This window comes from Paenibacillus selenitireducens, from assembly GCF_002021565.1.
Taxonomy (GTDB): domain Bacteria; phylum Bacillota; class Bacilli; order Paenibacillales; family Paenibacillaceae; genus Paenibacillus_K; species Paenibacillus_K selenitireducens.
Genome location: NZ_MSZX01000024.1, coordinates 37,047 through 63,586, shown reverse-complemented (window position 1 = coordinate 63,586; position 26,540 = coordinate 37,047). Strand labels below are relative to the sequence as shown.

General features: G+C 41.1%; 22 protein-coding genes and 2 pseudogenes. 1 reads left to right on the top strand and 23 read right to left on the bottom strand.

The features are described from left to right. The 5 genes from BVG16_RS31145 to BVG16_RS31125 all read right to left on the bottom strand — a co-directional run. On the bottom strand, window positions 1–286 hold a 286-nt coding region (locus BVG16_RS31145), incomplete at its 3' end, for a transposase (RefSeq protein WP_078503090.1). 240 nt (window positions 287–526) lie between these two features. Then, entirely contained in the window at window positions 527–1,768 is a 1,242-nt protein-coding gene (locus BVG16_RS31140) for a GNAT family N-acetyltransferase (RefSeq protein WP_078503089.1), read from the bottom strand. A gap of 313 nt (window positions 1,769–2,081) precedes the next feature. Next, a complete protein-coding gene (locus BVG16_RS31135) occupies window positions 2,082–2,957 on the bottom strand; it encodes an S-layer homology domain-containing protein (RefSeq protein ID WP_078503088.1) in 876 nt (291 codons plus the stop codon). A 185-nt stretch (window positions 2,958–3,142) separates the two neighbouring features. Then, window positions 3,143–3,310, bottom strand: a complete 168-nt coding sequence (locus tag BVG16_RS34155) for a GNAT family N-acetyltransferase (RefSeq protein ID WP_158081850.1) — start codon at window positions 3,308–3,310, stop codon at window positions 3,143–3,145. A gap of 114 nt (window positions 3,311–3,424) precedes the next feature. Next, complete coding sequence (locus tag BVG16_RS31125; protein WP_078503094.1) at window positions 3,425–6,646, bottom strand: metallophosphoesterase; 3,222 nt, start codon at window positions 6,644–6,646, stop codon at window positions 3,425–3,427. A 357-nt stretch (window positions 6,647–7,003) separates the two neighbouring features. Between BVG16_RS31125 and BVG16_RS33925 the strand changes: the two are divergent. Beyond that, window positions 7,004–7,084 (top strand): annotated as a pseudogene (locus BVG16_RS33925) (IS3 family transposase); the annotation flags it as partial. A 159-nt stretch (window positions 7,085–7,243) separates the two neighbouring features. On the opposite strand, the gene BVG16_RS31120 reads toward BVG16_RS33925, so the two are convergent. The 18 genes and pseudogenes from BVG16_RS31120 to BVG16_RS31040 all read right to left on the bottom strand — a co-directional run bounded on the left by BVG16_RS31120 (window position 7,244) and on the right by BVG16_RS31040 (window position 26,359). After that, the gene (locus tag BVG16_RS31120) at window positions 7,244–7,636 is read right to left on the bottom strand and encodes a hypothetical protein (protein ID WP_078503086.1); all 393 of its coding nucleotides are present in this window, start codon (window positions 7,634–7,636) and stop codon (window positions 7,244–7,246) included. A 420-nt stretch (window positions 7,637–8,056) separates the two neighbouring features. Further along, window positions 8,057–9,199: an efflux RND transporter periplasmic adaptor subunit gene (locus BVG16_RS31115; RefSeq protein ID WP_078503085.1), complete on the bottom strand. Its 1,143-nt coding sequence runs from the start codon at window positions 9,197–9,199 to the stop codon at window positions 8,057–8,059. Between the two features lie 19 nt (window positions 9,200–9,218). Further along, complete coding sequence (locus BVG16_RS31110) at window positions 9,219–10,088, bottom strand: carbohydrate ABC transporter permease (RefSeq protein WP_078503084.1); 870 nt, start codon at window positions 10,086–10,088, stop codon at window positions 9,219–9,221. Between the two features lie 20 nt (window positions 10,089–10,108). Next, window positions 10,109–11,002 carry a carbohydrate ABC transporter permease gene (locus BVG16_RS31105; RefSeq protein ID WP_078503083.1) on the bottom strand — a complete coding sequence of 298 codons (894 nt, stop codon included), beginning with the start codon at window positions 11,000–11,002 and terminating at the stop codon, window positions 10,109–10,111. 272 nt (window positions 11,003–11,274) lie between these two features. Continuing rightward, entirely contained in the window at window positions 11,275–12,666 is a 1,392-nt protein-coding gene (locus BVG16_RS31100; protein WP_078503082.1) for an ABC transporter substrate-binding protein, read from the bottom strand. 21 nt (window positions 12,667–12,687) lie between these two features. Then, the gene (locus tag BVG16_RS31095) at window positions 12,688–13,413 is read right to left on the bottom strand and encodes an N-acetylmuramoyl-L-alanine amidase family protein (protein WP_078503081.1); all 726 of its coding nucleotides are present in this window, start codon (window positions 13,411–13,413) and stop codon (window positions 12,688–12,690) included. 33 nt (window positions 13,414–13,446) lie between these two features. Then, a pseudogene (locus BVG16_RS31090) lies at window positions 13,447–14,006 on the bottom strand (polysaccharide deacetylase family protein); the annotation flags it as partial. Further along, window positions 13,914–14,231, bottom strand: a complete 318-nt coding sequence (locus BVG16_RS33590) for a polysaccharide deacetylase family protein (RefSeq protein ID WP_233147222.1) — start codon at window positions 14,229–14,231, stop codon at window positions 13,914–13,916. The pseudogene BVG16_RS31090 and the gene BVG16_RS33590, both read right to left, overlap by 93 nt. 92 nt (window positions 14,232–14,323) lie before the next feature. Continuing rightward, complete coding sequence (locus BVG16_RS31085; protein WP_078503080.1) at window positions 14,324–15,715, bottom strand: ABC transporter substrate-binding protein; 1,392 nt, start codon at window positions 15,713–15,715, stop codon at window positions 14,324–14,326. Between the two features lie 170 nt (window positions 15,716–15,885). Beyond that, window positions 15,886–16,653 (bottom strand): hypothetical protein, encoded by a 768-nt coding sequence (locus BVG16_RS31080; protein ID WP_078503079.1) that lies wholly within the window; start codon window positions 16,651–16,653, stop codon window positions 15,886–15,888. Further along, the gene (locus tag BVG16_RS31075) at window positions 16,646–18,091 is read right to left on the bottom strand and encodes a sensor histidine kinase (RefSeq protein WP_078503078.1); all 1,446 of its coding nucleotides are present in this window, start codon (window positions 18,089–18,091) and stop codon (window positions 16,646–16,648) included. The genes BVG16_RS31080 and BVG16_RS31075 overlap by 8 nt, the downstream gene beginning before the upstream one ends. 3 nt (window positions 18,092–18,094) lie before the next feature. After that, window positions 18,095–18,751 carry a response regulator transcription factor gene (locus BVG16_RS31070; protein WP_078503077.1) on the bottom strand — a complete coding sequence of 219 codons (657 nt, stop codon included), beginning with the start codon at window positions 18,749–18,751 and terminating at the stop codon, window positions 18,095–18,097. 137 nt (window positions 18,752–18,888) lie between these two features. Then, window positions 18,889–20,124, bottom strand: a complete 1,236-nt coding sequence (locus BVG16_RS31065; protein WP_078503093.1) for a HAMP domain-containing sensor histidine kinase — start codon at window positions 20,122–20,124, stop codon at window positions 18,889–18,891. A gap of 4 nt (window positions 20,125–20,128) precedes the next feature. Then, a complete protein-coding gene (locus BVG16_RS31060; RefSeq protein ID WP_078503076.1) occupies window positions 20,129–20,824 on the bottom strand; it encodes a response regulator transcription factor in 696 nt (231 codons plus the stop codon). An 87-nt stretch (window positions 20,825–20,911) separates the two neighbouring features. Then, window positions 20,912–22,891, bottom strand: a complete 1,980-nt coding sequence (locus tag BVG16_RS31055; RefSeq protein WP_078503075.1) for an ABC transporter permease — start codon at window positions 22,889–22,891, stop codon at window positions 20,912–20,914. A gap of 2 nt (window positions 22,892–22,893) precedes the next feature. Beyond that, on the bottom strand, window positions 22,894–23,601 hold the full coding sequence (locus tag BVG16_RS31050; protein ID WP_078503074.1) for an ABC transporter ATP-binding protein: 708 nt from the start codon (window positions 23,599–23,601) through the stop codon (window positions 22,894–22,896). Window positions 23,602–23,642: 41 nt separating this feature from the next. After that, window positions 23,643–24,329: a lipoprotein BA_5634 family protein gene (locus tag BVG16_RS31045; RefSeq protein ID WP_078503073.1), complete on the bottom strand. Its 687-nt coding sequence runs from the start codon at window positions 24,327–24,329 to the stop codon at window positions 23,643–23,645. Between the two features lie 290 nt (window positions 24,330–24,619). Beyond that, window positions 24,620–26,359, bottom strand: coding sequence for a Rieske (2Fe-2S) protein (locus BVG16_RS31040; protein ID WP_078503072.1), 1,740 nt, complete (start codon window positions 26,357–26,359; stop codon window positions 24,620–24,622). Between the last annotated feature and the right edge of the window lie 181 nt (window positions 26,360–26,540).

Sequence of the window (26,540 nt, the reverse complement as noted above, 5' to 3'; positions counted from 1 at the left end):
TTTTTAAATAATCCACCTGCGCCTTCAGGTAGTCTCGTTCTTCCTCAACGCTGCCAAAGACTGTGCGAGTACGCCCCTTCATTGGATTTGGCCCGTTACCTTTCCGCTCATCGAATGACTCCCCGTTTTGCCATTTCTTTACCCATACCTTCAGTTGTGAACAGTTACGAATCCCTTCTCGTTCAGCTACCACCTTGTAGCTCGATGGACCCTCTAAATACGCTCTGACCGCCTTCAATTTGAATTCTTCTGTATACGTATAGAATGTTTGTCCTTTTTTAGCCATAAAAATATCCCCTCCAAGTGTCACTCCAACCTCCATATTAACATGGAGGTTTTTTTGAGTGTCTACTTGAAGGGGATAATACCAAACTAAGAATTAAGTTACGGGTTTTCAGTATCAGAATTCCGAATAAGTGAGCATCCGTGAGCACACTAAATTTTACCGAGGGAGTTTAATATAAACGACGTTAGTAATAACATTCAACTGCTCCAAAACAATTACCGCTCGGGTCAGAACCCTTGTTCAAAATTGAAGAAGACACATTGGTTTTTGTTCTGTTCTAAACACATTTTGTACTGATTCAAAATATGTATTATCAGATAACCTAGCTAATCCAAGACGGATTAATGTTTTAAAGTCTACTGCCCCCATAATTAGAGAAGAAAACTCAGCGACATCCATGCTAATTTCCACATCGTAATCAGTGTTCTCAGTTATAGTTGGAAATCCATTTACAAAATGTATTATTGTACTGCCATTATTTGACTCGAAGAAAGTATCAACTATAGAGATTTTCATCTTACAGTTTTGATTTCCAAAGTTACGATTCACTAACTTATCGAATAGTGTTTTTATATCAACTACTCGGTACATAATTCCCATGCCTATTGTACTCGTCTCGAGATATTTGGATAAAAATGAATCATACGTGCCTCGTGAGGGATCTGAAAGTAAAAAATGAAAATATTCATCCTGGGTTTCTATTATTACACGTTCTACTTGATCAAATTGTGTATGAAGGAATGTACAGAATTCTAAAAGAACATCAGGAGTTTCGTAAACAAGTTCTTTGATGACTAGATCGTTTTTGTACTGATAATGCGTGTGGAATGAAAAGGCCAGATATCCTAAAATTTTTCCATCTTTTCTATATCCCACGATTCGATTCTCGCTAAAGTCAAACAGATCACCCAGACCTTTATCCAACTTTTCAGTTAACCCGTTTGTCCTTTCAAAAAAACTGTTGTAGCAATTTAGAACCTCATTTCTGTCTTCATTATGTAAAAATTCAATATGTTGCTTTGAATCACCTCTAGGGAAACCTACTGTTTTAACTCTATATTGATTAATTTGACTGCCATATCCGAACCCCATTTTCTTATAAAATCCTGCATCAAATGGGTATAGTGTGACCAATGGCACTCCGCTTTCCTTATAACGTTGGAAAGAGAACTGTATTAGTTCTTTGGCTATTCCTTCCTTTTTATGCAGTAAATCCACCGCAACTGAACCAATTCCTCCTACACTCATAATTGTCGATGTAACATTCATTTTAAAATCATAAAGACAGATTCCGCCTAAAAGTTGTTTATCCCTATAAGCTCCAAACAGATCTTGCTGAGGAAACTGCTCAATACTATTTTCAATCCAACTTTTCAACCTGTTTACGTCATCTTCCTGATATCCAATCCATGGATACGAATTACAAGAAATTTCTGTAAATGCATCTACGTCTTCTATTGTAAGTTTTCGAACGATATTCATCTGATAGACAACCCTCTCTGTTAATTATTTACATTCAATAGCGTAGTCAAGGTTAACATACTACAGCACCTAATACGTCAACAAGTGAATGAATAATTTTAATCGAACTTTACTGCCCGTTAGCTATCGTTCCCCGTTAGCTGAACAGCCAGCCGGCGTGAGCCGGCTGGCTGTTGTCTTTGTATTAACCTCTCCATTAGTTGAGAAATATTGAGAGCTGACTTCTGGTTCACCGAACTGTTCAAAACTCAAAACTTGCCCCGCCACTTGCCCGTTAAAGAGTATGGTCTTTTTTATTATTATGATAAATGGATTAACCTTGGAATGGAGCTGTGGGTTGTACTGTCCCAAGTACAGCTTTGTAGTCCGAAGGTATATAAGTCACGGCTTTCAACTCAGTGATGACTTGGGAGTACATGTTGTCAGGATCAGGCTCCAGGACTCTATATTGAATAGTGGCTACGCCTTTCGAGAATTGGATGCCCGTGATCTCGAGTCCAAATCCAGAGTGAGGAACCAGAACGGATAACATCACTCGGGTGACAGAATCCGTTTCTTTATCCGAAGTGATTTTTACTTGGTTGAGAACGGAAGTATCAGGTGTTTCCGATTTTGTGTTTTTAATGAATTTTAACGTTTTGCTGATCATATCGTCAGCTCCTGCGCGGGTGATATAGCTCTTTGGATAGAAGCGTTGCTTGCTGTCTAGGGATACGATCTTGGCAATGAGTAACTTCTGAATACTGTCCATGTACCCGTTTGTCACTTGGTCGGCATCCGAAACGCTTTGGAAAATTTCGATCCATGAATAATTTCCCTTATGGCTTAATGCCCCAAATAGCCATTTGGCGAATTGCTCCCTGGTGATTTTTGCGGAAGGATTAATGTCTTTCGGAATTCCTAGCCCGTTTATTTGAGCGATGATGAAGTATTCCGCGTATGAAGAGTCGTTTTTAACCTTCGTAAAATAGTCGCTTGCCTCCGGTTTCTTGATAAATTTAATATTGTCGATGTTTAAATCCAAGCCTTTTACGATCATGGTCACTGCTGTTGCCGCGTTCAAGCTGTCCTTCTCGTTTTGTTTACTCTGATTGTTCCCTTTATGAGCAAAAGCGGAACCGCTAATACCCATGCTGAAGATGGCGATTAACATGAGTAGTATCAGTGGTTTTTTCATTAAATTTCTCATCTTGTTACCCTCCGTATATCTTTTATTTTTAACCTAGACGTTAATGCTCTGGAAAATGTTACAAGGATAGAATAATAAAAAGTTAGAGGTTTAAAAGAAGGGCTTTGGAAAGAGTAGCACTTCACAACCTAATGCCTTTTGATAATACTCCTTCCACTTCTCTAAATCAGAAACCAATAAAACTGTCAGGGAATTTCCAATTTAAACCCTAGGCTTTCATATAACCTTTTCGCAAAGTTGTCTTTAGCTACTTCAAGTATTACCTTATCTTCACCCCTGTTGATGATTTCATTAATAAGAAATTTCACAAAAGCTGTGCCATACCCAGGTTTATAGAAAAATGATGGATACATGCCTATCCTCTGACGCATATAATAGAATGATAATTCGCAAATTCTATCCCATTCAAACCATGTGAGCTGCGTTTTCTTGTTTCCACCTCATTGAAATCTACAATTACAGAGTACCTAAGGTGTACTCACCTCTACCGGATCCGAGTTGATTCTAGTACCAACGGCTCTCACGATAAAATCATACTTATTCGCAGCATTTATATTGTTAACCGTGAAGCTGTAATCCGTTTTACCGGCTACCGCTGGTACATAAACACTCCAGTAAGCTTTGACCTTGCCATTCTTCTCATAGATTCTATAACCTCTTACGGGTTCGCCTCCAGTTACAGGGGGCTTCCATGAAATAACCGCTTTATTGCTGCTAACCACAACATTAGCAGCCTCCACCTTCGCAGGTTTCGTGTCCGTTCTCTTGATTCCGTACTGATCATAAGCTCTCACGCCATTATCGCCTGTCTTCTCATCACTCTTCGCTGCTGTAAATGCCGTGAACTGGAGGACGTCACTGGATACGGATACGTCGGTAAACATTTTTTTGAACGGCTGTTTGTTAATCGCTGCGAAGTAATCATTATAGCCCGGATACTTTTCATAGAATTTATCGCCAAAGGCATTCGACATGAGATAGACCGTGCCTTTCGGATTGATTGCATTTCCTTGCGCGTCGAAGGTAAGTTGATTGGTAGGAATGGTTTTGTCACCCAACATTTGGAATGACCTCATATACATATGATCATGAGCTTCAAATACCATATCGATCCCCATTTCATCGAATACAGGGATCAGGACTTTTCTGTAAAATTGCACCCGCTCATCTTCCCATTCGCCTGCGTTGTCACCTGCTGAATAGGGACCTTTGTGGAACGTAACAAATTTCCACTTCGCATTACTCTTCGCTACGACGTATCTCATCCACTCGAGCTGATCCGTAAATTGTTGATCCACGGATTGTACGCTGCCATTGCTCGCTAACTTACCCGCATATTGGGAGTTAAACACAAGGATTAGAGCATCTCCATATTCAAAGGAATAGACAGAGCCATCATCGGTATTGGCTATGACCTTCTTAGGCAAATTGAAATGGTTATAGAAGTTAGCGTTCGGTGTAGTCTCATCTCCGTCATAATCCTGAACCTCATGACCGCCCAGAACAGGAACAATCGGTACATTCAGCAGTTCATTCTGCGGTAGGCCTAACATCCACTGCCATTGCTCTTCCAAATCCCCATTATCTACAAGATCCCCTGCATTGATCAGAAATTTAGGGTCACCGATTGTTGCAATGGCTTTTCGGAAAGTATCTGCCCATGGCTCAAAGTCTGATTTACTTGAAGCTTGTGAATCAGATCCAACTATAAAACGAAATGGCTGATTGCCAAGTGCATCGGTCTGGAACTTGCCGATCGCGCTCCAACTATCTGCTGATCCACTACCCACACGGTATTTGTACACCGTCCCTGGTGCCAGGTTGTTGGCAATGGCTTTATGGGTAATAAATTTCTTCTTCTTATTGGACGTCCGATCAGCCTTCGTCACAAATGTCTGGATTTCTTCTTCACTGCCTGTAAATACCAAGGCTTCATTCTCGGGGAAATTGCTTCCTTGAACTTTGCTAGCTTCTACGACCTGTACGACCGAGCTCGTCATCACATCGGTATACCATGTGAATGCACGGGATATCTTGGAATCCCCATAAAATGTCATGTTAATCAACTTGGGTACAGAAGGAGTCGTGGCATTGCCCTGAATCGAAAAACTCCATGAAATATCACTCGCGAGTACAACCTGATCATCTCTGCCCTTGATGAGTGCCTTGGGCACTTTGACGGTATACGTTTTGCCACCCACAAATGCAGGATGGTTGATCTTTAATGTATCGTTATTGATAATTTCAGAAGTAACCGATCCTAATGCTACATTGCTATTGTCCACGATGGTGACGCTTGCTCCCGAAATGATCGCAATTGGTTTATTGAAGGTCACCGTCACGGGAGCTGCCACTGCAACATTGGTTGCACCGGCTGTTGGCGTCTTCGAGAGCGCTTCCGTTGGCGTATCCACAGGACCACCCGTTATCGCACTTCCAGAAATACGCACCTCTTTGATTCTGCTAGAGCCTGTGCTGCCAATCCCACTCGATCCGTTGGTGTTCGTATTTGAACTCACGATCCAGCGGATATACAGGACATCCTGATCATTCGCGTTCGACGGAAGGGGCACTTCCACCAACTTACATGTATTATTCGCACAATTGAAGCTGGAGACGACCATTTTCAACGTCGTGTTCGGTACATCCGTCCATGTGGTGTTGTTCGTGCTGATTTGTACTTTGAAATCACGCGGGCCCGTACCCGAAGAGTTCTGCTGTGAAGATAACGTGATATTGTCATAACCTTTCGTAGACACGGTCGCCTGCCAGTATTTTGTACCATTACCACTATTCCAGCCCTGATAACTTATCGCTTTCTGGCTACTGTCGTAATCCTCGTAATAACCACCCATGTTCCGAAATGTGGATGTGGTCTTGAATGTCCCATCCGTTGCCGGGAATGCTCCATTCGTTCCTGCATTTGCAAAAATCCATTCTGCTAGTTTCGTCTTTTCCAGTACGGCTGCCCCCGGCACTTCAGACCCTTCAGGATCGGTTGGTGGGTTCGGAGGTGTCACTTCAGAAGGAAGTTCTGTTCCCGTGAATTCTCCTTGAACTGTAATGCTGATTAACTGGCTTGATCCATGCTCACCGATCGTCGACCCCGAGGTGCTTACATCTGAATTAACAACCCAACGAATATATAATAGGTCTTGATCATCTGCTGTATCTGGGAGCGAGACGTTTTTAAATTGCGTTGCTGTATCTGCATTTAATACAAGATTCGGCAACTCCGTTCCTTCGCCTGTGATGTTAGTCCAGTTTTGTTGATCTACGCTGATTTGTACCTTGAAATCCCGGGGGCCAGTAGTGCCCTTACCTTGTTGCACTGAAGATAATGTAATATGGTTATAGTTCTTCGTTGGAACGGAAGTTAGCCAATATTTGTCCTTCCCCGTTTCTTGCTGCCAGCCTTGATAACATATTGCGTTAATATCATTATTCCAATCATAAGATGATCCAGGAGGGACAGATTGAAGCGTAGATGTTTCTTTATACACGCCATCACTAGCAGGGAATATACCAAGATCCGTTGGGTTGGACGTGTATTTCCATTCTGCGATCGTGGCCGGAGTCACACTACCCTCTGCGGAAATGAATCCGTTGAACTGTAATGAAATGAACACCGTAAACGCCATAAATAATGAAATGATTCGCTTCGTTTTTCTACCCCAAAGTATATTCATTTGCATCTCCTTCGCTTTTTCATAATGGGCTTTTCTGTATCTGTCTTCCTCCAAGACCTCCCTTCAAAATAAAACCTCTGACAGCAACTCACAAAGTTTAAGCGCTTTAACTTTTAGGCGATTAAAACGTTGTAAATATAACAGTTGCTATCATGCGCTTTTAATATATTGTGTTTCTCAAATAATAAGAACATGAAATCGGATGTCCTTCATTCGATATTTCCAAATTCGCTGAGCTGATGCTGAACCGTAAGCATGTAGCATTTGCTGGGCATCCGAATTATCTAACTGTGCTATTTCTAGTATCTATGTTTGTTCTGGTAAAGAAAACATCATAGGCATTTCAGTATAGTTCTCTACTTGTGCTATCGATATCAATGGAACTTAAAGAAGATGACTCCTGTACAGTACAGAAACCATCTTCTTCAGAGTGCCTAACGTTTTTTTAAAATTGTTCTTTACACGGGGTACATTTCATTTCTGTACATGATACGGTTGCTGGTACTACCCAATTATTACTTATATTTCCAAATTTATCCTGCCGGTTAGTTGAACGACTGTCGATCCATTGATATTTATTGGGCTGATCGTGTCCCGTTAGTTCAACGCAGAGGATTCTAATAAATTTTTGAGTTCATCCATGTTGACTCCATTAATAAATGCATACTTTACTGTTACATGATCTAATATTACTGATTTATCCTGATTAAACCATATTTCATAATTTTTCACCCTTAATTCAACTCCTTTTCGTTCTAACCAAAATGAATAATCTGGGTTACCATTTGTTTCAATAGCTTCATCAACCCATTCTAAACTATTTGTAATTTCGTTTATTTTATTTATTTCTTTCTTATCATAAATTTCCGTCACATCTACGGATCCTTTAGTAAAATCAGCAACTCTCATTAGTTCTGAAACTGTCCGATTCTCATTCGAACACCCCATAATTAATGCTAATAAACAAAAAATAAAAAACAATTTTTTCATTCAAGAATCATTCCCCCATATCATTTTATTATATTAGTGTTGAAAATTTAATTTCGATATTTGTGCTTCAAAATATTCAATATATGGTCCAAAACCTTCCGCAAGGGTTGTTATCCCTTTCTTCTGAGGTGCCCCATATATATCTAACAAGAATCTGATTTCGGAAATTGTAAAGATTCTCCCATGATGAGTAGGCTGATAGATTGTTTCGTGTATTTCCTTACCTTACCCATATGATACCATGCTGTCTGGGTACGTAAAACTTATATCATGTTCACTAAAAACTGGAATAGGTATTTATAGCATCCGATTCTGTCAATGCGGATAAACTCCGAAACGGGGAAGAGCCCCTTTCGTAGTGCGATAGTTTACTAGAATGCATTTGAAGATAGCAGAGGGCTAGATGAAAGAAGATAGCTGCTACTGCATCCGAACCTTGTCGCCATCCTGCAACGGTGTGCTACTCTCGAGTACGATTTGTTCGTGCTCGAATACACCTTGGGTTACGGCTGATTCTTGTTCATTGGAATCAGAGACGATAATGGATGTTTTTCGAACGTAATATGTGTTGCCAAGCGGACCGTTTCTTTCTTCGATTTTAAATATATACTTCCCGCTACCATCTTCGTGGATGGCCTTATTAGATATCAATATCGCATCATCAGATGTCGGTTTAGTCAGCCCCACTTGAACTCTATCACCTCTCTTCAAACTCTCGTCTTGTATCGTGACCAGAATACGCTTCATTGGAGAATTCAAGGTCGTGCCTTCACCTACGGAACCTGTATCGTTGGAATTTGCATCTTGGATTTCTGCAATTTGGCCTTCGACTTGTTTGACATTATTTCCATTCACTTGAACATCAAGCTTTTCTCCTATCTCTAGCAGATCAGCTATACCAGCAGGGGCTAAAAACGCAAACTCAAATCCATGGCTTCCGTTGGAGATACGCACATCCGCTCCCCCATTTGATGAAATAAGGCCATCTATCGCGTTTACTTGCGTGACGATTCCGTCAAACGGAGCAACCAATTCGCGATTATTAGTCAAGTGATCCTGTAACTTTTGTATTTTTCGTTCCTGAACACCCAGATCGATTTTACTGTTCTCGATTACATGTTTGGCGCTACTTATGCTCTTCTCATCTCCGCTATGTACAGCCTCAATAAAACTGCTCTGCAGGTCTTCAATTGTAAGCTTAAGCTTATGAAGACTCGCTTGTTCGTCCAGAATCTGTTGTTCCGCTTCTTCACTGTTGTATTGGACCAGCTTTTGCCCTTTTTTCACAACCTCCCCTTCCTTAACATCTATCCTCTTAACTTTCCAACCCGTACTATTCGTTAACGCTACCTCTGTCCTCCACTTTAATACACCACTACCTTGAAAGTTATGAAGAAGCTGTCCCCGACTCGGTTCTGCTACAACAACCTTAGGTAGAGTCAGAGCCATCAGCGTGTTGCTAAACAGTGTAAATGCAATCAGGAGGCCGATAAACCAGCCAGAAAACCTTCGAATCATTCGCTTACGTGCAGACTTCGTTTGTTCTGTATGTTGTAATTCCATTATGATCACTCCCTTATGTCTATCCTTTAATCCCCGATAGCTGAATGCCTTCGACAAAATAAGACTCTGCATAGAGATACAACAGCACCATGGGTGCCATAAACAAAACCGATGCAGCAAACGCAACACCCCGGGCCCCTTCATTAATTCGCGACAAATATAGCGATAACGGCTGCTTGAATGCATCCTCCAGAAAAATAAGCGGTTGCTCGACCATATTCCAATTATCAACAAATAGCAATACAATCAGTGCAGCGATTCCAGGCTGAACTAGAGGAACGATAATCTTATAAAAAATCCTTAATTGTCCAGCTCCGTCCATTTTGGCAGCTTCGATATACGAATTCGGAATATGCAGCATGAACTGTCTTAGCATAAATACGCCGAAAGCACTGAATATTCCCGGTAAAATAATCGCGGATGTTGTGTTCATTAGTCCAAGTTTCTCCACAATAATGTAGTTGGGAACCAATGTGACTTGAAACGGCATAATCATGGTCATTAAATAAATGACAAACAACTTATCCCGCCCCCAAAATCGGAGCTTAGCAAAAGCATAGGCCGCTAGAGATGCGACTAGCACTTGCCCTGCGATGATAGGTGTGACCAACCATACGGAATTCCAAAACATCTGAAGGAACATCGGTTTATGAACCAACACCTCCGCATATTGATGAAATGACAGCCAATCGGGAAATATCTTCAAGTTAACAAATCCATCTTTCTCTCCTGCTGCAGTATTGATCATCTCGCCAATGAGATGATAGTTATGCTCAATCTCACCTTCCGTCATCAAGGAGTTGGTGAATGTAACAACAATAGGAAATAGCATCATCGCGGCGATCATCCCCATCACCAACGTCAACGCAAACTTGCGAAATAAAGTCAACAATATCACCGTCCTTACACTTAATCCATGAACTGCCGAAAACGACGTTCTATTGAAAGCATGACTGTCACACTGATTAGAATAAAGCCTACCATCAAGGTGGCAGCGGCCGTTAGTTTCTGAATATCGAGTGATAGAAACATGTTGTTCATATAATGCTGCAGGATATAAATACGGTCATGTGGATAATCTCCTGCAATCAGATACGTTTCACGGAAAACCTTAAAGGAATTTATAATAGACATTAGAACGACAAAGAACATTGTCGGAGTCAAGTAGACCAGCGTAATATGAATCAGTTTATGAAATCTGCCGGCACCTTCGATATCCGCAGTTTCATAGTAATCCTTAGGTATACTTTGTAGTCCGGCCAAGAATAAAATGATGTTGTACCCGATATTTTTCCATGTGTACACGACAACCAACACACCCATGGACCAATCTGATTTCATCCAATCGATCCGTTCGATATGCATGCTTTGCATCCATACATTTACGGTACCATTCCAGTCGAACAATATTTGCCACATCATGACGATAGAGGCGACAGGTACCACAAGTGGCATTACAAAAGCCGTCTGCAGCCAATTCCGAATAAATAATTTTTGATTCAGCAAAATCGCAAATAATAAGGATAAAACAACGATGAGCGGTACACTTATACCGGTAAATAGCAATGTGTTTGTTGCCGCTTTACGGAAGGATCCGCTAGCCAACAGTTCATGATAATTATCAAAACCGACAAAAGAGCCATCCACCGCGCTATCTTGGAAAGAATAGAAACATCCCATAACAAACGGAATAAGATAAAAAATTGCGAAGCCTATCAAGCTCGGCGCCAAGAAAAGAACAGCCACCGTCCAATCTTTTCGTAGCAACTTAACTATTTTGCTCCGATAACATTTTCCCACCATGTTTAACATCTCCTAAATCCACTTCGAATGCGAAAAATGAACCTTTCGCTCTAACCTTTCCACTGAGCATATTCGTTTCATAGTTGACAGCCACGGCATGTACTTCTACCAGTGTAGTACGCGAATATATAATAAGTGAGATGGACTTGTAATGAAGTTGTAAAAAGCTGAATTCAACAAGCAGCACAGCATTAAAAGGCCAACTGCGGTTGCAGCTGACCTTGATTCTGTCGGCACCTGAATTGTCGTTCAAGGTTCATTACAAAAATGGGTTACTCATTCAAGAAAGTCGTCACTCTATTTTGAATTAACTTCCCTACGTCTTCGGCTGACTTCTGTCCACTGAAATAAGCTTTGGATTCTTCTGAAATGATCTCTTCTACCTTAGAAGGCTTGAATGCAACGGGATGGATTGCTCCAGAAAGGAATTGATCTAATTCTTGAATATCCTTGGCTGTTACCTCGAATACCTTTCCTTTCATAGCTCCAACGGGTTGATCGGATTTAACCTTCCCTTCTTTTAATAGTTGCTGCACTTGCTTCTCATATGAGGCTTTATTTAATGAGAAACCGCCTGGTTGCATCTCTTCAGACAACATAAATTTAAGGAAATCCCATGCTTCGTCTTTGACAGAAGATTTCTCATTGATGCCAATGGTTATGTAAGGTCTAAAATAATCTCCAGCTTGTTGACCATTCGCTTGTGGTTTCGTGTACAGTTTGGATTTAAATCTATATTCCTTCGGGTTAAACTCACTCTGTTTTAAGTCATTAATATAATGTCTGGGTGAAACAATAGAAACATTGTTGAATAGAGGGACTAGAAATTCTTCCGTGAGAATGTGTTCGTCGGACAAGGACTTCACTTGATTGAGTAATTTAGTAAAGGTATCCGAATCGAAATTCACCTTTCCATTCACCTCATCTACAAACATGGGGTACTGCTCTTTGACCATTTCATTTAATACAGCATCTGGTGAACCAAACAACCCTCCAAAATTGCTTTTATCTCCAAACTTCATGACTTGTCTGATTACATCGGTATATTGACTCCAATTCCAAGTCTTGTCATCGAACTTCACCCCGCTTTTCTCAATCAATGTTTCGTTCCCGATCTGACCATACATAATGAATGCCAAGGGCATCCCATAAATTCCGCCGTTTATCTTAACATTATCCAGAATGTTGTTGAAATATTGCTCTTTCTTAAAGGTTGGATCTTTCTCTATTATTTCACTCATATTGGCTAATAAATTCTTTTTCACATAGCTCTCGATTGGCAACTGATCCATTTCAATCATATCAGGACCTTTACCTGATAACATGGCCGTGTTCGTCGTTTTGACGAATTTCTCATGAGCGGCTGCTCCTTCTGCACCATCACCACTCTTTGTGTATTTAAGTTCAATCGTGATGTTAGGATACTTAGCTTCATATTTCTTCTTAGCTTCTTCAAACAATTCATAATGATAAAGTGTAGAGAACATGATGGTTTTCTTTCCACCATTGGATTTCGTTGCTACTGTCCTTTTCTCGATTGGCTGTTCTGTTGTCTTATCCTCGTTTTGTGTTTGCGCCACAATTTCATGACCCGCACGGCTACTACAAGCAGAGACAGAGATTATGAGTAGAATCGTTAGTAACATGGACAACATTTTTTTCATGTTTATTCTTCCTTCCTTTTTCTAACCTTCTCTATCCAGGAAATACTTTTTAATTCCACTTACAATGGCTTCGGCGGTTTGATTCTGATGCATTTCACTGAGCATATTCGTTTCATCGCTGGGGTTCGTGAGGAAACCAATCTCCAGTAAAATCGCGAGATTATTGCTGAGCTTCAGCACCTCCCAGCCTTCCTTCTTCACGCCGCGGTCCTTGAACCCCGTAGCCTCTGCCAGTTGTTCGTGCACCTTGCTTGCGAATAATAGACTTTCGTCCGTATAATAATACGTTTCTGTGCCAGATACATCCGGGTCACTGAATGTGTTCCCATGAATGGAGACAAATGCGTCCGCGTCAAGATCATTTGCAATATGGGCGCGATCCTCCAGGTTGACAAAGGTGTCATCCGTACGTGTGCTGTGCGGCTCGAACATCGGCTCCTGCTGGAGCAATTCGTATACCTTCGTAGACAGCGCTAAGGTGTAAGATCGCTCGTGGTTCCCGCTTACCCCTTCCGCACCGGGATCCTTGCCTCCATGCCCTGCATCAATCACAATTTTGTAGCGTTTGTTCGGCGTTGCCATATTCTTATTCGGCGAAACGGTCGACTCCGCCGAAGTTGTGATTTGATTCCCCGAAATCGTAGATGATACCGCATAGATTGACCAGACCATTCCCATAAAAACAACGATGCTTATCATAAATATCGTTTGGCGGCGTTGAAGCTGTTTTCTCCTTATCCTTTTCATGCTGTCCCCATTCCGAAGTTTCTCATTGGATGATTATAGATATTTATCTTGATAGAAATTAAGATTGAAATGGTCAGCGTCACTATACACACCGAACGCATATCCTTTTTCCCTATAAAATGAAATTATTTCTGAAAGCACTTGTAATGTTTGTGATTTTTCATGCATGAGAACGACTTCTACGTCGTGTTTAGTTCCCTTTTTAACATTTTCTACAATTTGGTGTGGATTATCTTGTAACCCCCAGTCGTTAGAATCAATGGTCCAATCCCATATTTTAATTCCTGCCTCTACAATTTGATTACGAATCTGTTCACTTTTCAATCCTGGTGCTGAACCATAAGGTGGACGAACCAACTTAGGATTCGTACCTGTAATTTCCTGAATAAGAGCTAATGTTTCGTTCATCTCTGGTACAAACTGCCCCTGATCATAAAGCCTTTCAAAAATATGTGTCATACTATGTGCACCAACATAATGGCCTTCTTTTGTTGCCCGCTTTACTCTCTCTTGTAAATTGGTTTTTTGTAGATTACTTCCCTGCATAAAAATGTTGCTTTTACATCTTGCTCTTTTAATACATCTAAGAATTGATTCGTTAGTATACTAGGGCCATCATCAAATGTTAGGTAAACAACTTTTCCTATTGGCTTTCCATCCGGTCTTTTTTGTTTTTCTGGTTGTACGGTATCTTGTATGTTACTTTGTTCGATTACCATAGTAGCAACGGGATGGATACTCTCTTCAGCTACACTTTCATCGGGATCAGAAGTCAATTTCCCTATGAAAAAGATCATTAGAGACAAAGTTGCTAACATAAGCCCTACTCTTCTTGCCCTTTTCTTCCTTATTGTTTTGTTGTTATGTCGTGATGCTATCATTATTGATCCAGACCTCTCTGTATAGCTGGTTATTCATTCAAGAAAGTCGTCACTCGATTCTGAATTAACTTGGCCACGGCTTCGGCTGACTTCTGTCCACTGAAGAAGGCCTTCGATTCATTCGTAATGATCTCGTCGATCTTGGAAGGTCTGAACTCCACCGGATAGATCGCTTCAGCCAGAAAATGCTCCAATCCTTGAAGATCCTGTGCTGTCACGTCGAAAACCATTCCCTTCAGCGGTCCCATTTCTTGATCCGATATGACCTTGCCTTCCTGTAGCAGCTGCTGCACTTGCTTCTGATAGACGTTCTTATTTAATGGGAAACCCGCGCTGCCTGCTTGGGCTTGTACTTCATCCGACAACATAAATTTGATGAAATCCCATGCTTCGGCTTTAACCTCGGATTTAGCATTCATCCCGATTGTTTTATAAGTTCTGAAATATCCTCCCGCTTCCTTGCCGTCTGCATGAGGTTTGGCGTACAGCTTGGACGTAAATTCATATCCCTTCCCATAGTGTTCACTCTGCTTCATCATTCGAATGTAGTCCGCAGGGGAGACAATCGACGTGTTCCAGAATATCGAGCGTGGGGCGGTCTCCGAAGCCACCTGTTCATCGAATAATGATTTCACTTGTTGCAGCAGGGCCGTAAACCCTTGTGAATCGAAACTGGCTTCCCCCTTAGCCTGATCTACAAAGGTCGCATATTGATCATGAACCATTTCATTTAATAAATAATGTGGTTCGCTTAATAAGGCCGATTGGTTCTTGGCAGAATTTGCGTTCTTTAGTTCTTTGGCCACGTCGACGAATTGACTCCAGTTCCAATTTTTATCATCGATCTTCACACCGCTTTTATCGATCACCGTTTCATTGCCTACAAGACCGTACAGGAAGAAGTTCATAGGCATGCCATAGATCCCGCCGTTCAATGTAACTGCGTCCAGGATGTTTGTGAAATATTGATCTCTCAGAAAAGACGGGTCGTGTTCCATCATCTCACTCATATTGACTAACAATTGTTTGTTCACATAGCTCCCCATCGGCAAAATATCCATTTCAATCAGATCAGGTCCCTTGCCCGACAACATGGCTGTATTCGCCGTCTTGATGAACTTCTCGCTATCCGCTTCGCCATGGGCGTCATCACTCTCGACATATCTGAGATCAATCGTAATATTCGGATGTTTGGCTTCATACTTCTTCTTTGCCTGCTCAAAAAACTCATCTGGAAAATAGGTGGAGAACACGATCGTTTTTTTCTCCCCGTCCAATTTCAAATCCGGCGTATCCTTCTCTTTTAGGTCTTCTGTTTTCTTATTTTCGCTTTGTGCCTCTCCCTTACCGGTAGGGTCGCTGCATGCCGAGACCGAAATGATTAGTAGGATCGTTAACATCATGAATATCGTTTTTTTCATTTCATTCTTCCTTTCCCTTATGAACTTACTATGCCATGTACCCAAGTGTAGTAGGCGAATATATGGTAAGTAAGATGGACTTGTATAGAAGTTGTAAAATTTAGATTCAAGCGAACAAATCGCACACAAAAAGACCAGCTGCAGGTGCAGCTGGCCAAATATCTGTAGATTTACGACTCTGTATAATATTGTAGGAGCGCCATCACGTCTTTACTGAATCCCGCCACTTGCTTCGTTCCCATTTGAACTTGAACACTATATTTTATCATTTGATTCGTCTTGCTCAAGTAATACACTTCCGGTCTATAGTCCCACCGAATCTGTTTCTTATCGAAGGTCAACTGCGATAATGGTTCATTCATTTTCTCCTGAATAAAACGGTTCGCCACCTCATGTATTTCATCCATAAGCGGATCTGAAATGACATCGTTGTATACAACAGGGGACTGCTCGACATGATTGATTCGAAGCACCTCGCCATCACTCGCATTAATAACGATATCAAAAGCTTCCCTAAAACCAGCATCATGAATCAAGGTAACATAGAATAAACCGCTCGGAATTTTTTTCAGCTCTGCTTCAGCGTCCATCTTAAATGTGAACATCTCCCTCACGCGCGGGTGACTCTTATATTTCTTTTCCACTCGATCCAGCAGGTCTTTCAGCTTCACTTGGTCTACCGCAAGCAACTCGCCAAATTGAACTTCATCGATCGTTAATTTCGTATCGTAGTATTTATTAACCGCATTCAGACTGACGGTCTTCACCGCATCCTGCGACAACACGCCTTCATACTGTACTTCGTTCTTATTCGGCTCTTTCGTTATTTTCTTTACTATCACCTTATCTTTGGCAATGCCGTTGAATATGCCTTCGCAACCCGTCAGCGACATCATTAGGAATGCTGCACCGATGACCATTCGAATGAGCTTATTCATGAACTCCCCCGCCTTTCGGATAAACAGGTTCGAAAATAACTCGAATCGTCGTGCCCTCATTTTCTTCACTCGCGACTTCGATGACGGCATGGTGCATCCTTGCTACACGCTGACAAATAGAGAGTCCTAGTCCCGCCCCCTGATTGTCACGCGTTCTTGCTTTATCTGCCATATAGAACGGCTCGAATATTTTGTCACGATGCGCTTCAGAGATACCCATCCCTTGATCCATCACTTCCAGTACATATTGATCATTCTGGCTGAAAAGCCGGATCGTAATGCTCTGCTGTAAGGCTGAAGCCTTCAACGCATTATCTACGAGATTGAAGATCAGTACTTTGATCAGATCCTTGTCCAGCAGCAGCCTGCCGCCTTCATCACAATCAAGGACGATATCAATCTGCTTCTCCTTCGCCATCATCTCAAGTGCCGGTTTCATTTCGCCGATGATTGATCCTAGGTCTTGTTCTTCCATCTGACCGCGGCCCTCTTGCAACGAAATCAAGTCCATCAGCTTATGCGACAGCGACTCTAATCGCTTCCCTTCTGTATAAATAACATCCAGACCGTCGAGGAATCGTTCTTCGTTATATTTCGTCGTTCGCAGGAAATTGGCATAACCGATAATCGATGTCAAAGGCGTCTTTAATTCATGGGTAAAATTATCGATGAATCGCTGCTTCTCTTGATTGTGCCGCTCCAAGTCTTGAATCTTATCCTCAACAACCGCAGCCATTTCATTAAAATTACGAGCCAGAACACCAATCTCATCCTTCGATTTCAATGGGACGCGTTCCGAAAATCCTCCCTGCGCAATCACTTGAGCCGTCCGATTCAACCGATCAATCGGCTTTGTCAGCCCTCTGCTAACGAAGAGCATGATCAACATATAGAGGAAACAGGCGGCAATATCTACTTTGGCGAAGAAGCGATACTGCTCCAAGCGATCCGCGTACAAGGAAGTTACGTCTTTCATGTAGGTGAAGACATAGCTTTTATGATGAATATCTGTAATATTCGAGGTGAACAGGATCGTACGCTGATCGATATCTCGAATAATATAATGAATCTCATCCATAGCCAGCTTGCTGAGTTCTTCACGATGGATCGGCATCTTAAAATCAACATTGCTGTAGATCGACTGATTCTTATCATTCGTAATATCCATATAAACCTGTTGATCGCGATTCTTCTCTACGAATTCCTTGGCGACATTGGTTAATACCGTCTTCTCATAATCAAGCGAATCATAGATTCGAAGAATCGGAACAATCGCGTCGATACTTGAATGAATGCTCATATTCTGGCTTAAGGCACTGTTGATTTCCTGCGACAGGATCTTGTTATGGCTTCGTTCGATCACCAGGATCGATGCTGCATTAAAGATGACGACGAAGACTAGAAAAGAAAACAATGAGATCTTATGCCAAAATTTCATGGCTCAATCCTCCAGCCGGTAACCAATTTTGTAAATGGTCTTAATATGATCCTGCAGCTGAAGCTTCTTACGCACCGACTTGATATGCATGTCTACCGTTCGGGTCTCTCCGTAATAATCGCTGCCCCATACTTTATCGAGGAACTGTTCTCTAGAGAGGGCAATATTCTTATTCTTCAACAACACCACAAGCAAGTCGTATTCTTTCGGCGTCAGCTCAACAGGCTCCCCATGCAGGGTTACTTCCCGTTTGTCCAGATCTACTCGGACATGCTGTATCATCATCACCTGTTCTTCTTTGCCGTATCTGCGCAGCACGGTCTCAATGCGGGCCAGCAGCTCAATCGCTTCGAAGGGCTTGACCATGTAGTCGTCGGCCCCCAGCTTCAGTCCATTGACTTTGTCGTAAACCGAGTTTTTTGCCGTCAGGAAAATGACTGGTATGCGGTAGGGTTGAATTTTTTCCATCAAAGCAAACCCGTCGAGCAGCGGAATCATGACGTCGAGCAGGATGAGATCGAACTTCTCCTGCTTTACCGCCTCCAGCGCCGCCAAGCCGTCGTACACTTCAGTCGTCATGTAGTTCACGATGTTGAGATTCATCTTAATGATTTTGGAAATATGGATATCGTCTTCAACGATCAAAATCTTTTTTTGCATAGATAGAAATCTCCTAATTCGTCAAATGTGTCATCACTCCATATTATTGTAACACTATCATCTCTTATGTTGGAAACCGGTAATAGATTTATTAAACTCTGACTGAAAATGTTGATAGATATCTGGCACTCATTAAATTAAAATTTTATGAAGGTAACCGTAAATTTTGTATAGGCATTTTTCTCACTCTCGACTTTAATCATGGCTTGATGTGATTCGATAATGGCTTTGGTAAGCGCCAAGCCAATTCCTGCCGAATCATGTTTTTTAGAACCGCTTGCTTTGTAGAATCGATCAAAGATATGCAGCAGTTCCTGGGCTTCAATCCCTTCCCCAAAATCTTGAATCACCAGTTCCGTATAAATCGGTGTATCATTGACTCGAATGATGATATTGCCGCCGGGTTTGGAATGCTCAATCGCATTCTTCAGCAGGTTCAACACCGCTTCTTGCATCCACATTTTATCGTGAGCAACGACGACTTCCTTTGGTGCATCCCAGTCAATCATGATATGATGCTCACGGATCATACTTGCCAAACGGTCCACTACTTCCTCAATGGTTTCCACCAAATTTGCTCGTTCTTTATCGAATGATATGGCTCTTGCATCGATTTTCGCTACTTTCAACAAATTTTGAATCAAAACATTCATTCTGGATATTTGAACATCATTATTTTCTAATAGTTGCACTTGCTGCTGGCGGGGTAAGTTTTCATTCAACATCATTTCGTTGTAGATGGATATCGTTGATAGGGGTGTTTTTAATTGATGGGATATATCCTGCAGCATTTGTCCTAAAAACTTTTTCTCTTCCAACAGATCCTGCATGCTTTTTCGAATCATATCTTTCATGGATCGAAAAGAAATCGCTAATTTGGCGAGATCCCCTTCTTTATTTTCATTGATGACAACCGAGTAATCCCCCTCAATTATTCTTTTTGCGGCGGAAGTAAGTTGCCTAATATTACGGAAGATCATCTTGTATTGCCAATAGCTTGTCCCAAACAACATAAATCCGAGAATCAATAGTCCCCACAAAATTGATTGATTATGGCCAGCGATATGGTTGTTTAAAACCGGAAAAAGCTCTGATTCCAAATCTTCATAAATTCCATATTGCCTAAAGATCTCTCTTCCTTTTTCCTGATACATACTCGCATCTGCAGAATGACTTGTTAGCACTTTCATAATTTCCGCTTCATTGTTGGGATTTTGCTCAACCAATCTAGCCGTAATTTCACCCCAAGTTGTAATCGAATCTGCCTTCAATTGATGATAAAACTGCTGATGTGTAATGAACTGATATGTTATATATAGAACTAACAATACGGCGAGTATGATCATATTGCTTTTCAACTCGGTGTTTTTCATCATCTTATTCACTGGACACATCCTTACTCCAACGATAGCCCAATCCTCTTAAGGTAACGATAAGCTGTGGGTTTTTGTGGTCATCTTCCACTTTGTCTCGTAAACGCCTAATGTATACAGATAACGTGTTTTCATCAAAGAAAGCATCATCACCATTCGTTATTTTCTGCAGGAGTTCATCTCTTTTTAATGCTTTGTGGGCGTTCGTCATGAACGTTAACAGCAGCTTATATTCTAAATTCGTTAGTGGCACGCTTTCTTGATTTTTGTAACACTTAATTAAGTTCAAATCGAGCTTGATATTCTCAGAGGTTAAGACCATTGAAGAAGTTTCTAAGTGCGCTTGTTTGCGCAATTGTACTTTTACTCTTGACATAAGTTCCTTGACTCGAAAGGGTTTCGTGATATAATCGTCCCCTCCAATATCCAATCCCATGACTACATTTGCTTCTTCATCAAGCGCGGTTAAGAAAATAACCGATGTATTGTTTTGGTTCTTGAAATGAAGACATAAATCATAGCCGTTTCCATCTGGAAGGCCGATATCTAGGATAGATAAATCAAAGGTATTGTGATCAAACTGGTATTTCGCTTCTTTTACACTTGTTGCTCTAATCACCTCATAGCCTTCATTTTTCAAAGAAAATTCGATGGCTAAGCCTAGTGCCTCATCATCTTCAACAAGCAAAATTTTATTCAAGGATGTTCTCTCCTTCTCTTCGCACCATTTCAGTCGTTCACCGTCCAACTAGAAGAGCCCGACTATAAAATAGCCGGGCACGCGTTATTATTGTTCCCTGATCACATCAATAATATTATCTTTTTGAATTTTTCTTAGCGGGATTAGAACAGATACATAACTCAGGAACAAAGCGGCAACAAACGTTATTAAACAAGCCCCATAAGGGATCGACCATTCGATTGTGCTGATACCTGAAGCAGCTAAATAAATAATATAAGAAAGCATACAACCGAAGAAAATCCCTTGCAAACTTCCCGAAAAACCGTAAATCAGCGCTTCGTAGATAATCATTTTTTTCAAAGCTCGTTGTGACATACCTATTGATTTTAACGCAGCCAGTTCTTTTCGTCTAGTAATGATGCTGATCGTAATCGTGTTAAGGATATTGAGACTACCAATCAAGGAAATGACCGTAATAAAACCATATACAAGAACTTTAATTACGAGCTCTGACTCTTTCTTGTTTTTATTCTCATCCACATGATTGACGATTGTAATATCGTGTTGGGTTCCAACGGTCTGCTGCATGTCCGCAACGGTCGCGTTAGCTAGATTCGCATCTTTTAAATGAATGCGAAAGCTAGAGGCCTGTTCCTGAACGTCTGATACATTTTCAAGTGACTTCAACAGCTTCGATATTTGCTGGCGATTGACGGAAGCATTAGGGTCTTGTTGCAGATTGATCGTTAAATCCGATTGCATGGATGAATCATCCACATATTTTGATGCAAATGCAATATCCATGATAGACGAGAACGTAATAAACAACACACTGCTTATAATAATGGATAAGATGGTAATTGAATAACGGTTTTTATTTCTTTTTACATTTTTCAAGGCCAGACGCAAAGGAAAAGATAGCGGCTTTTTCAGTACAGTATTCTTTTGTTGTTTGATCGCTTCCTTTTTAATGGATAGCCTGCTGCTGATTGCTAGCAAGGGGGATATTCTGCCTGCACAAAAAGCCGGATAATAACTTGAAGCGAAAACAGCCGTCAAGGTAATGATCGCACTGATCAATATAATCTTCCAATCGATATGGAATATCGAAACTCCTGCACCATCTTCTAATAACATTAAAAATATGAATTGGAGGCCCGTAAGAGCCAATATGCTGCACACAATCCCGATCGGTATGGCGGTGACAGCCAGCACTGCCGCTTCTCTCATGACGATTTGTCTAATTTGCTTTCGCGTAGCACCGATACTTCTCAACAAGCCGAATTGTTTCATTCGCTCTACGACGCTGATTTGAAAAGCGTTATAAATGACAATTGCTGTTGCGATGATCACAATACTGACGACAATGATGACCATGGCCAAAATCGATTGATTCGAACCCGGTTTCAACACGTTGATCAATTGTTTATTGATATCGATGTTCTTGTTTTCTGTTAGTGACTCTAGTTCTTCTAACACCACGTTAAAGTTCGCTTTTTCGTTTATTTCGACTAATATCCTGCCCTCGCCAATCGCAAATTCACTTTTATAGGTTAATAATCGACCCACTTTATTTTTCTGTGTAAACTCGCGATTATTTAATATACCAACCAGTTTATATGTCTTTCCATCCAACTCAAATGAGTCGCCGATCTGAAGATCGTCTTTAATATAAGGAAGCGCCCATGAATCCACAACAGCTTCATCCTCATTGGCTGGTAAATGGCCATCAGCAAGGCTGTAAGTTAAAAACGCCATGGCGGGATGATCAGCGAAATTCATTTTCACAGAAATGTCCCCAACTGGAACGATGTCGCCCTGTGACATCAATCCAAACGATGCAATTTGGGGATTATATCTGATTTTATTTAATATCGTTTCATCATAGTTTGAAATTCCTACATGAAAAGAAGCCCCATTTAACTTCTTGATATTTTCAATTTGAGCGAGTTGTGATCCTTTCATAAAGAGGCCGATCGTTGAAATTAACGCTACAGAGAGTACGATTCCAACAAAGGTTAAAATGGTGCGCTTGATATTCCCCTTTAAATACTTGCTGCTTAATTGCTTATAACTGCTGATCAACTTTATTCTCCTCCAGCCTTATGCTTATTCGCAACTAGCCGTTGATCTGAAATGATATTACCGTCTTCTATTGTGATGATCCGGTCAGAAGCTGATGCAATCGTTAGATCGTGCGTAATCAATACAATGGTTTGATTGTATTTTCGGGCCGTTAATCTTAATAAGTCCATAACTTCCTTCGTATTTCGTGTATCCAAATTACCTGTGGGCTCATCAGCTAAAATCAAATGCGGCCGATTGATTAGCGCTCTGCCAATGGAGACACGCTGCTGCTGTCCACCAGATAATTCGGAAGGCAAGTGATTCCTCCGTTCTTGAAGCCCCAAAATTTCAATAATTTCATCCAGATAGGTCATATCTATCGGTTCATCATCCAATAATGTAGGCAAAGCGATATTTTCCTGAACATTCAATACCGGAATCAAATTAAAAAATTGAAAGATAAACCCAACTTTTCTTCTTCTAAATATCGAGAGTTCATCGTCTGTATAATCATAAATATTGTTGTCCCCAATACATACTTGTCCTGAACTTGGCCGATCCAACCCTCCTAAAATGTGCAGCAGCGTACTTTTTCCAGAGCCAGATACCCCTACGATGGAGACAAACTCCCCTTGCTGTATCGAAAGATTAATCCCTTTTAGCGCCTCTACCCTGCTATTGCCTTCGCCATAACTTTTTACTACATGTTTCATACGTACAATTTCCATGCTGCTCTCCCTTTCATCGCTTAAGGATTGATCTCTTAAACTTAATCTTGTACATCAACAAAATTTACTTTATCTTCGCTATTTGCATAGACGCTCCTGATTTTGTTTAAAACCTCGTTCAACTTTTCTTTATTTTTATAATCAAAACTTCCTGATTGAAAATGGATCAATGAGATCTCTGACTCTGCCTCAGTTAATTTGTTGTACGTTTGGTCGTCAACAATCACAAGATCCATTCTTGGTATATACCCGATCCATGCCTGATGTTTAACATACTGAACGGATACCATCTGACCGTTTAAATCGATTTGCTCATTCTTCATATCTGCATCACTTGAAGAGAAGTACAAATTTTGATCCGTAGATAGTTCTTTGATGCTGGTAACGGGCTCTGAAATAATGGACGTGCTATCAGGATCTTTTCTAGCTCTGATAATCCCCTTCTTAACAAATTGTTCAGCTGTGAGTCGATTAACAACCGAATACTTGATAGATCGGGTATCAAATTGTTGATCCGTTTTTTTCGTTGTAACCAATTTCAATTTGTAGTCGATCATTTGTTTCGTGTTATCTTTATACAACTGCTTGACTTTATTCACATCTTGTTCTGAGCCGATTACTACAATTCCATTGACGGGTTGCGACGGTCCTTCTACAAAACGTTTTACTCCAAATCCTATCCCTGCAAAAATAGCGATAACCAATACAAAAACTATCAATCTCTTCATTTGACTGCTCCTGCTCCTTTATAAATGATCTATGTCTGCATTATAGACGAGATTTTTGTGTAACTGAATGACTCTAGTCTAACCATTTTAATCTTCTCTCTTACTTTTTTGTAAGAATGGAGATTACGACTTTTTACGACTGTGACACTATTAGGGAGAAGTCTATAGTCAATATTGCAAGAGCGTTCTGATTTAGGAGAACATAACAATGCCCATCGCAGACATTTCGACCGGATGGGCACGCAACGTATTATTCCATAAATTAAATGTTCGTGAATCATTTAATTACATTATTCCTCTTCAAATAATCTTTCTCCTCGATGCAAACGCGAAGCGATTTGAGCCGTATGCGACAGTTCTCTAGCCGTTGGAGCATGTGCCGCCAAATAGCGGGTTAGTGCGAGTAGCATCGTTTCTCGTGCTCGTTCTGCAAATTCATCGGTCCTTAAATCCCAGGTGTCGTATTCAGCAATAGCCGCTTCATACATTTGAAAGGTGTGGAAATCAGCGTCTTCTCTCAATAATGCATGGCCTAATTGGTTGATAAGTTCCTTTGGATTGCCTTGATTATGAAGGTAGCCAACAACAAAGCGGGCTGCTTCATTAACATTTTGACGTTGATCCATCACATCTAACAATTTCTCAGGCTGAGCAGTATCGATGAGCTTAGCATTCTTAGGGCGAGAAGCAGCAGGCACATTAAGAAACCGGTCCAAATAAATACTCATTGCTCCGTGATATATAGCACGAATCAGTAATGGATTTGTGGAATGACGCAGCCTCTCGTGTACAGCATGAGCGTAAGTGAACGTGTGAAGAACGGCAATCCAATCTCTAAAGTCATTCTGCGTATGGAACCGGACAATTCGTTCCCCGGCCGCTAATGTAACGAGCTGAGCGATATGCGCCGGATGCCCTCCGCTAATCATAATGCGGGTCAATAGCTGGGTTGTCTCAAGTGGTTTATCACTTAAGAGCAGTTGAATGATCTGATCTTCCTCATCCGCAGTTAATTGTCGATGGTCAACTGAAGGACTTTGTGATAATTTAGCAAACGCATCTTCTAGAGGTGCTACAAGATCAATAGGTGCTTGCCACTGATGCAATTCCTCACTGCGAGTTGGAGCTCCAAGCATTGGAACGAGCGAAGAAAGCACTTTATTCTTCATATCATGATTCACATATTGAAGGGCTTCAAATGCTTTGTTATGGAAATCAAATGTATGTCCACCATCAAGGTAAAAATGATCTGTCACAGCCATAAGCATCATTTCTGCCAATTGATCCTCCGATGCACCATTACGGATCGCAGTTAAAAGAATACGCTCAGCTCCCTGCGTATCTCTAACTTCTATGCAGTTTCGATACCATTCAATTAGTCTTGATATTGACACGTCTTCCGAAGGCAGCGGGCTTAATAAATGCCTCTGTCCCCTACCCGAACTGCTCCGCGCTGTATGCAGCAAACCTTGGTACAGGGCTAGAATTTTACCTGGCTTATCAAGTTTGGGTAGTGTGCGTGTCATGGCTGTAAGTATTGTTAATCCTGAATTCCACCCGCTTCCATATGTCGTGCCGAATTCAATTCCAACCCGTGCAATATCCGCTTCCGGCACATTTGCTTCCACTAAGCCGACAACAGACTTCGCAATAACAATCCCAATATTCTGCTCTAAACCTTCCTTCAACCGCTTCTTATATTTTTCGATATCATTCGATTGCTTCTGCTGATTGACCCATACCTCTCCGTCTTCAAGCTTCACTTCATAAACAGGGACATCGTCTGCCCAAGGATCTAAGGTTCCGCCGCTGCAAACATCAAACCGAGCATGATGCCAGTGACAAGTTAGAATTCCTTCGCACAAACTGCCCATGTGTAGTGGAAATCCCAAATGCGGACAACGATTATCTACAGCATAAACCGTGTTCTCATGATAAAAAACGGCAATACCGCCTTTTACTACCTTGACTCCTTCTTGCTTAAGCGCTTCCAAATTTCCTGCATGAATCCAATTAGACTGTTCATTCATATAAGGCTACCTCCTATTAGAGTTTTTAACGAAGAGCTAAATATAAATCCCAACTTTTCCCACTCTATATTACCTTGCTTCAAATCTTGTTTCGTCAGTATAAAGACTCAACTTATAGCACAAAAAACTCAACCTTTGGGTTGAGTTTTTCTACGACTTTAGGCTGAGGATGGGCCATGAT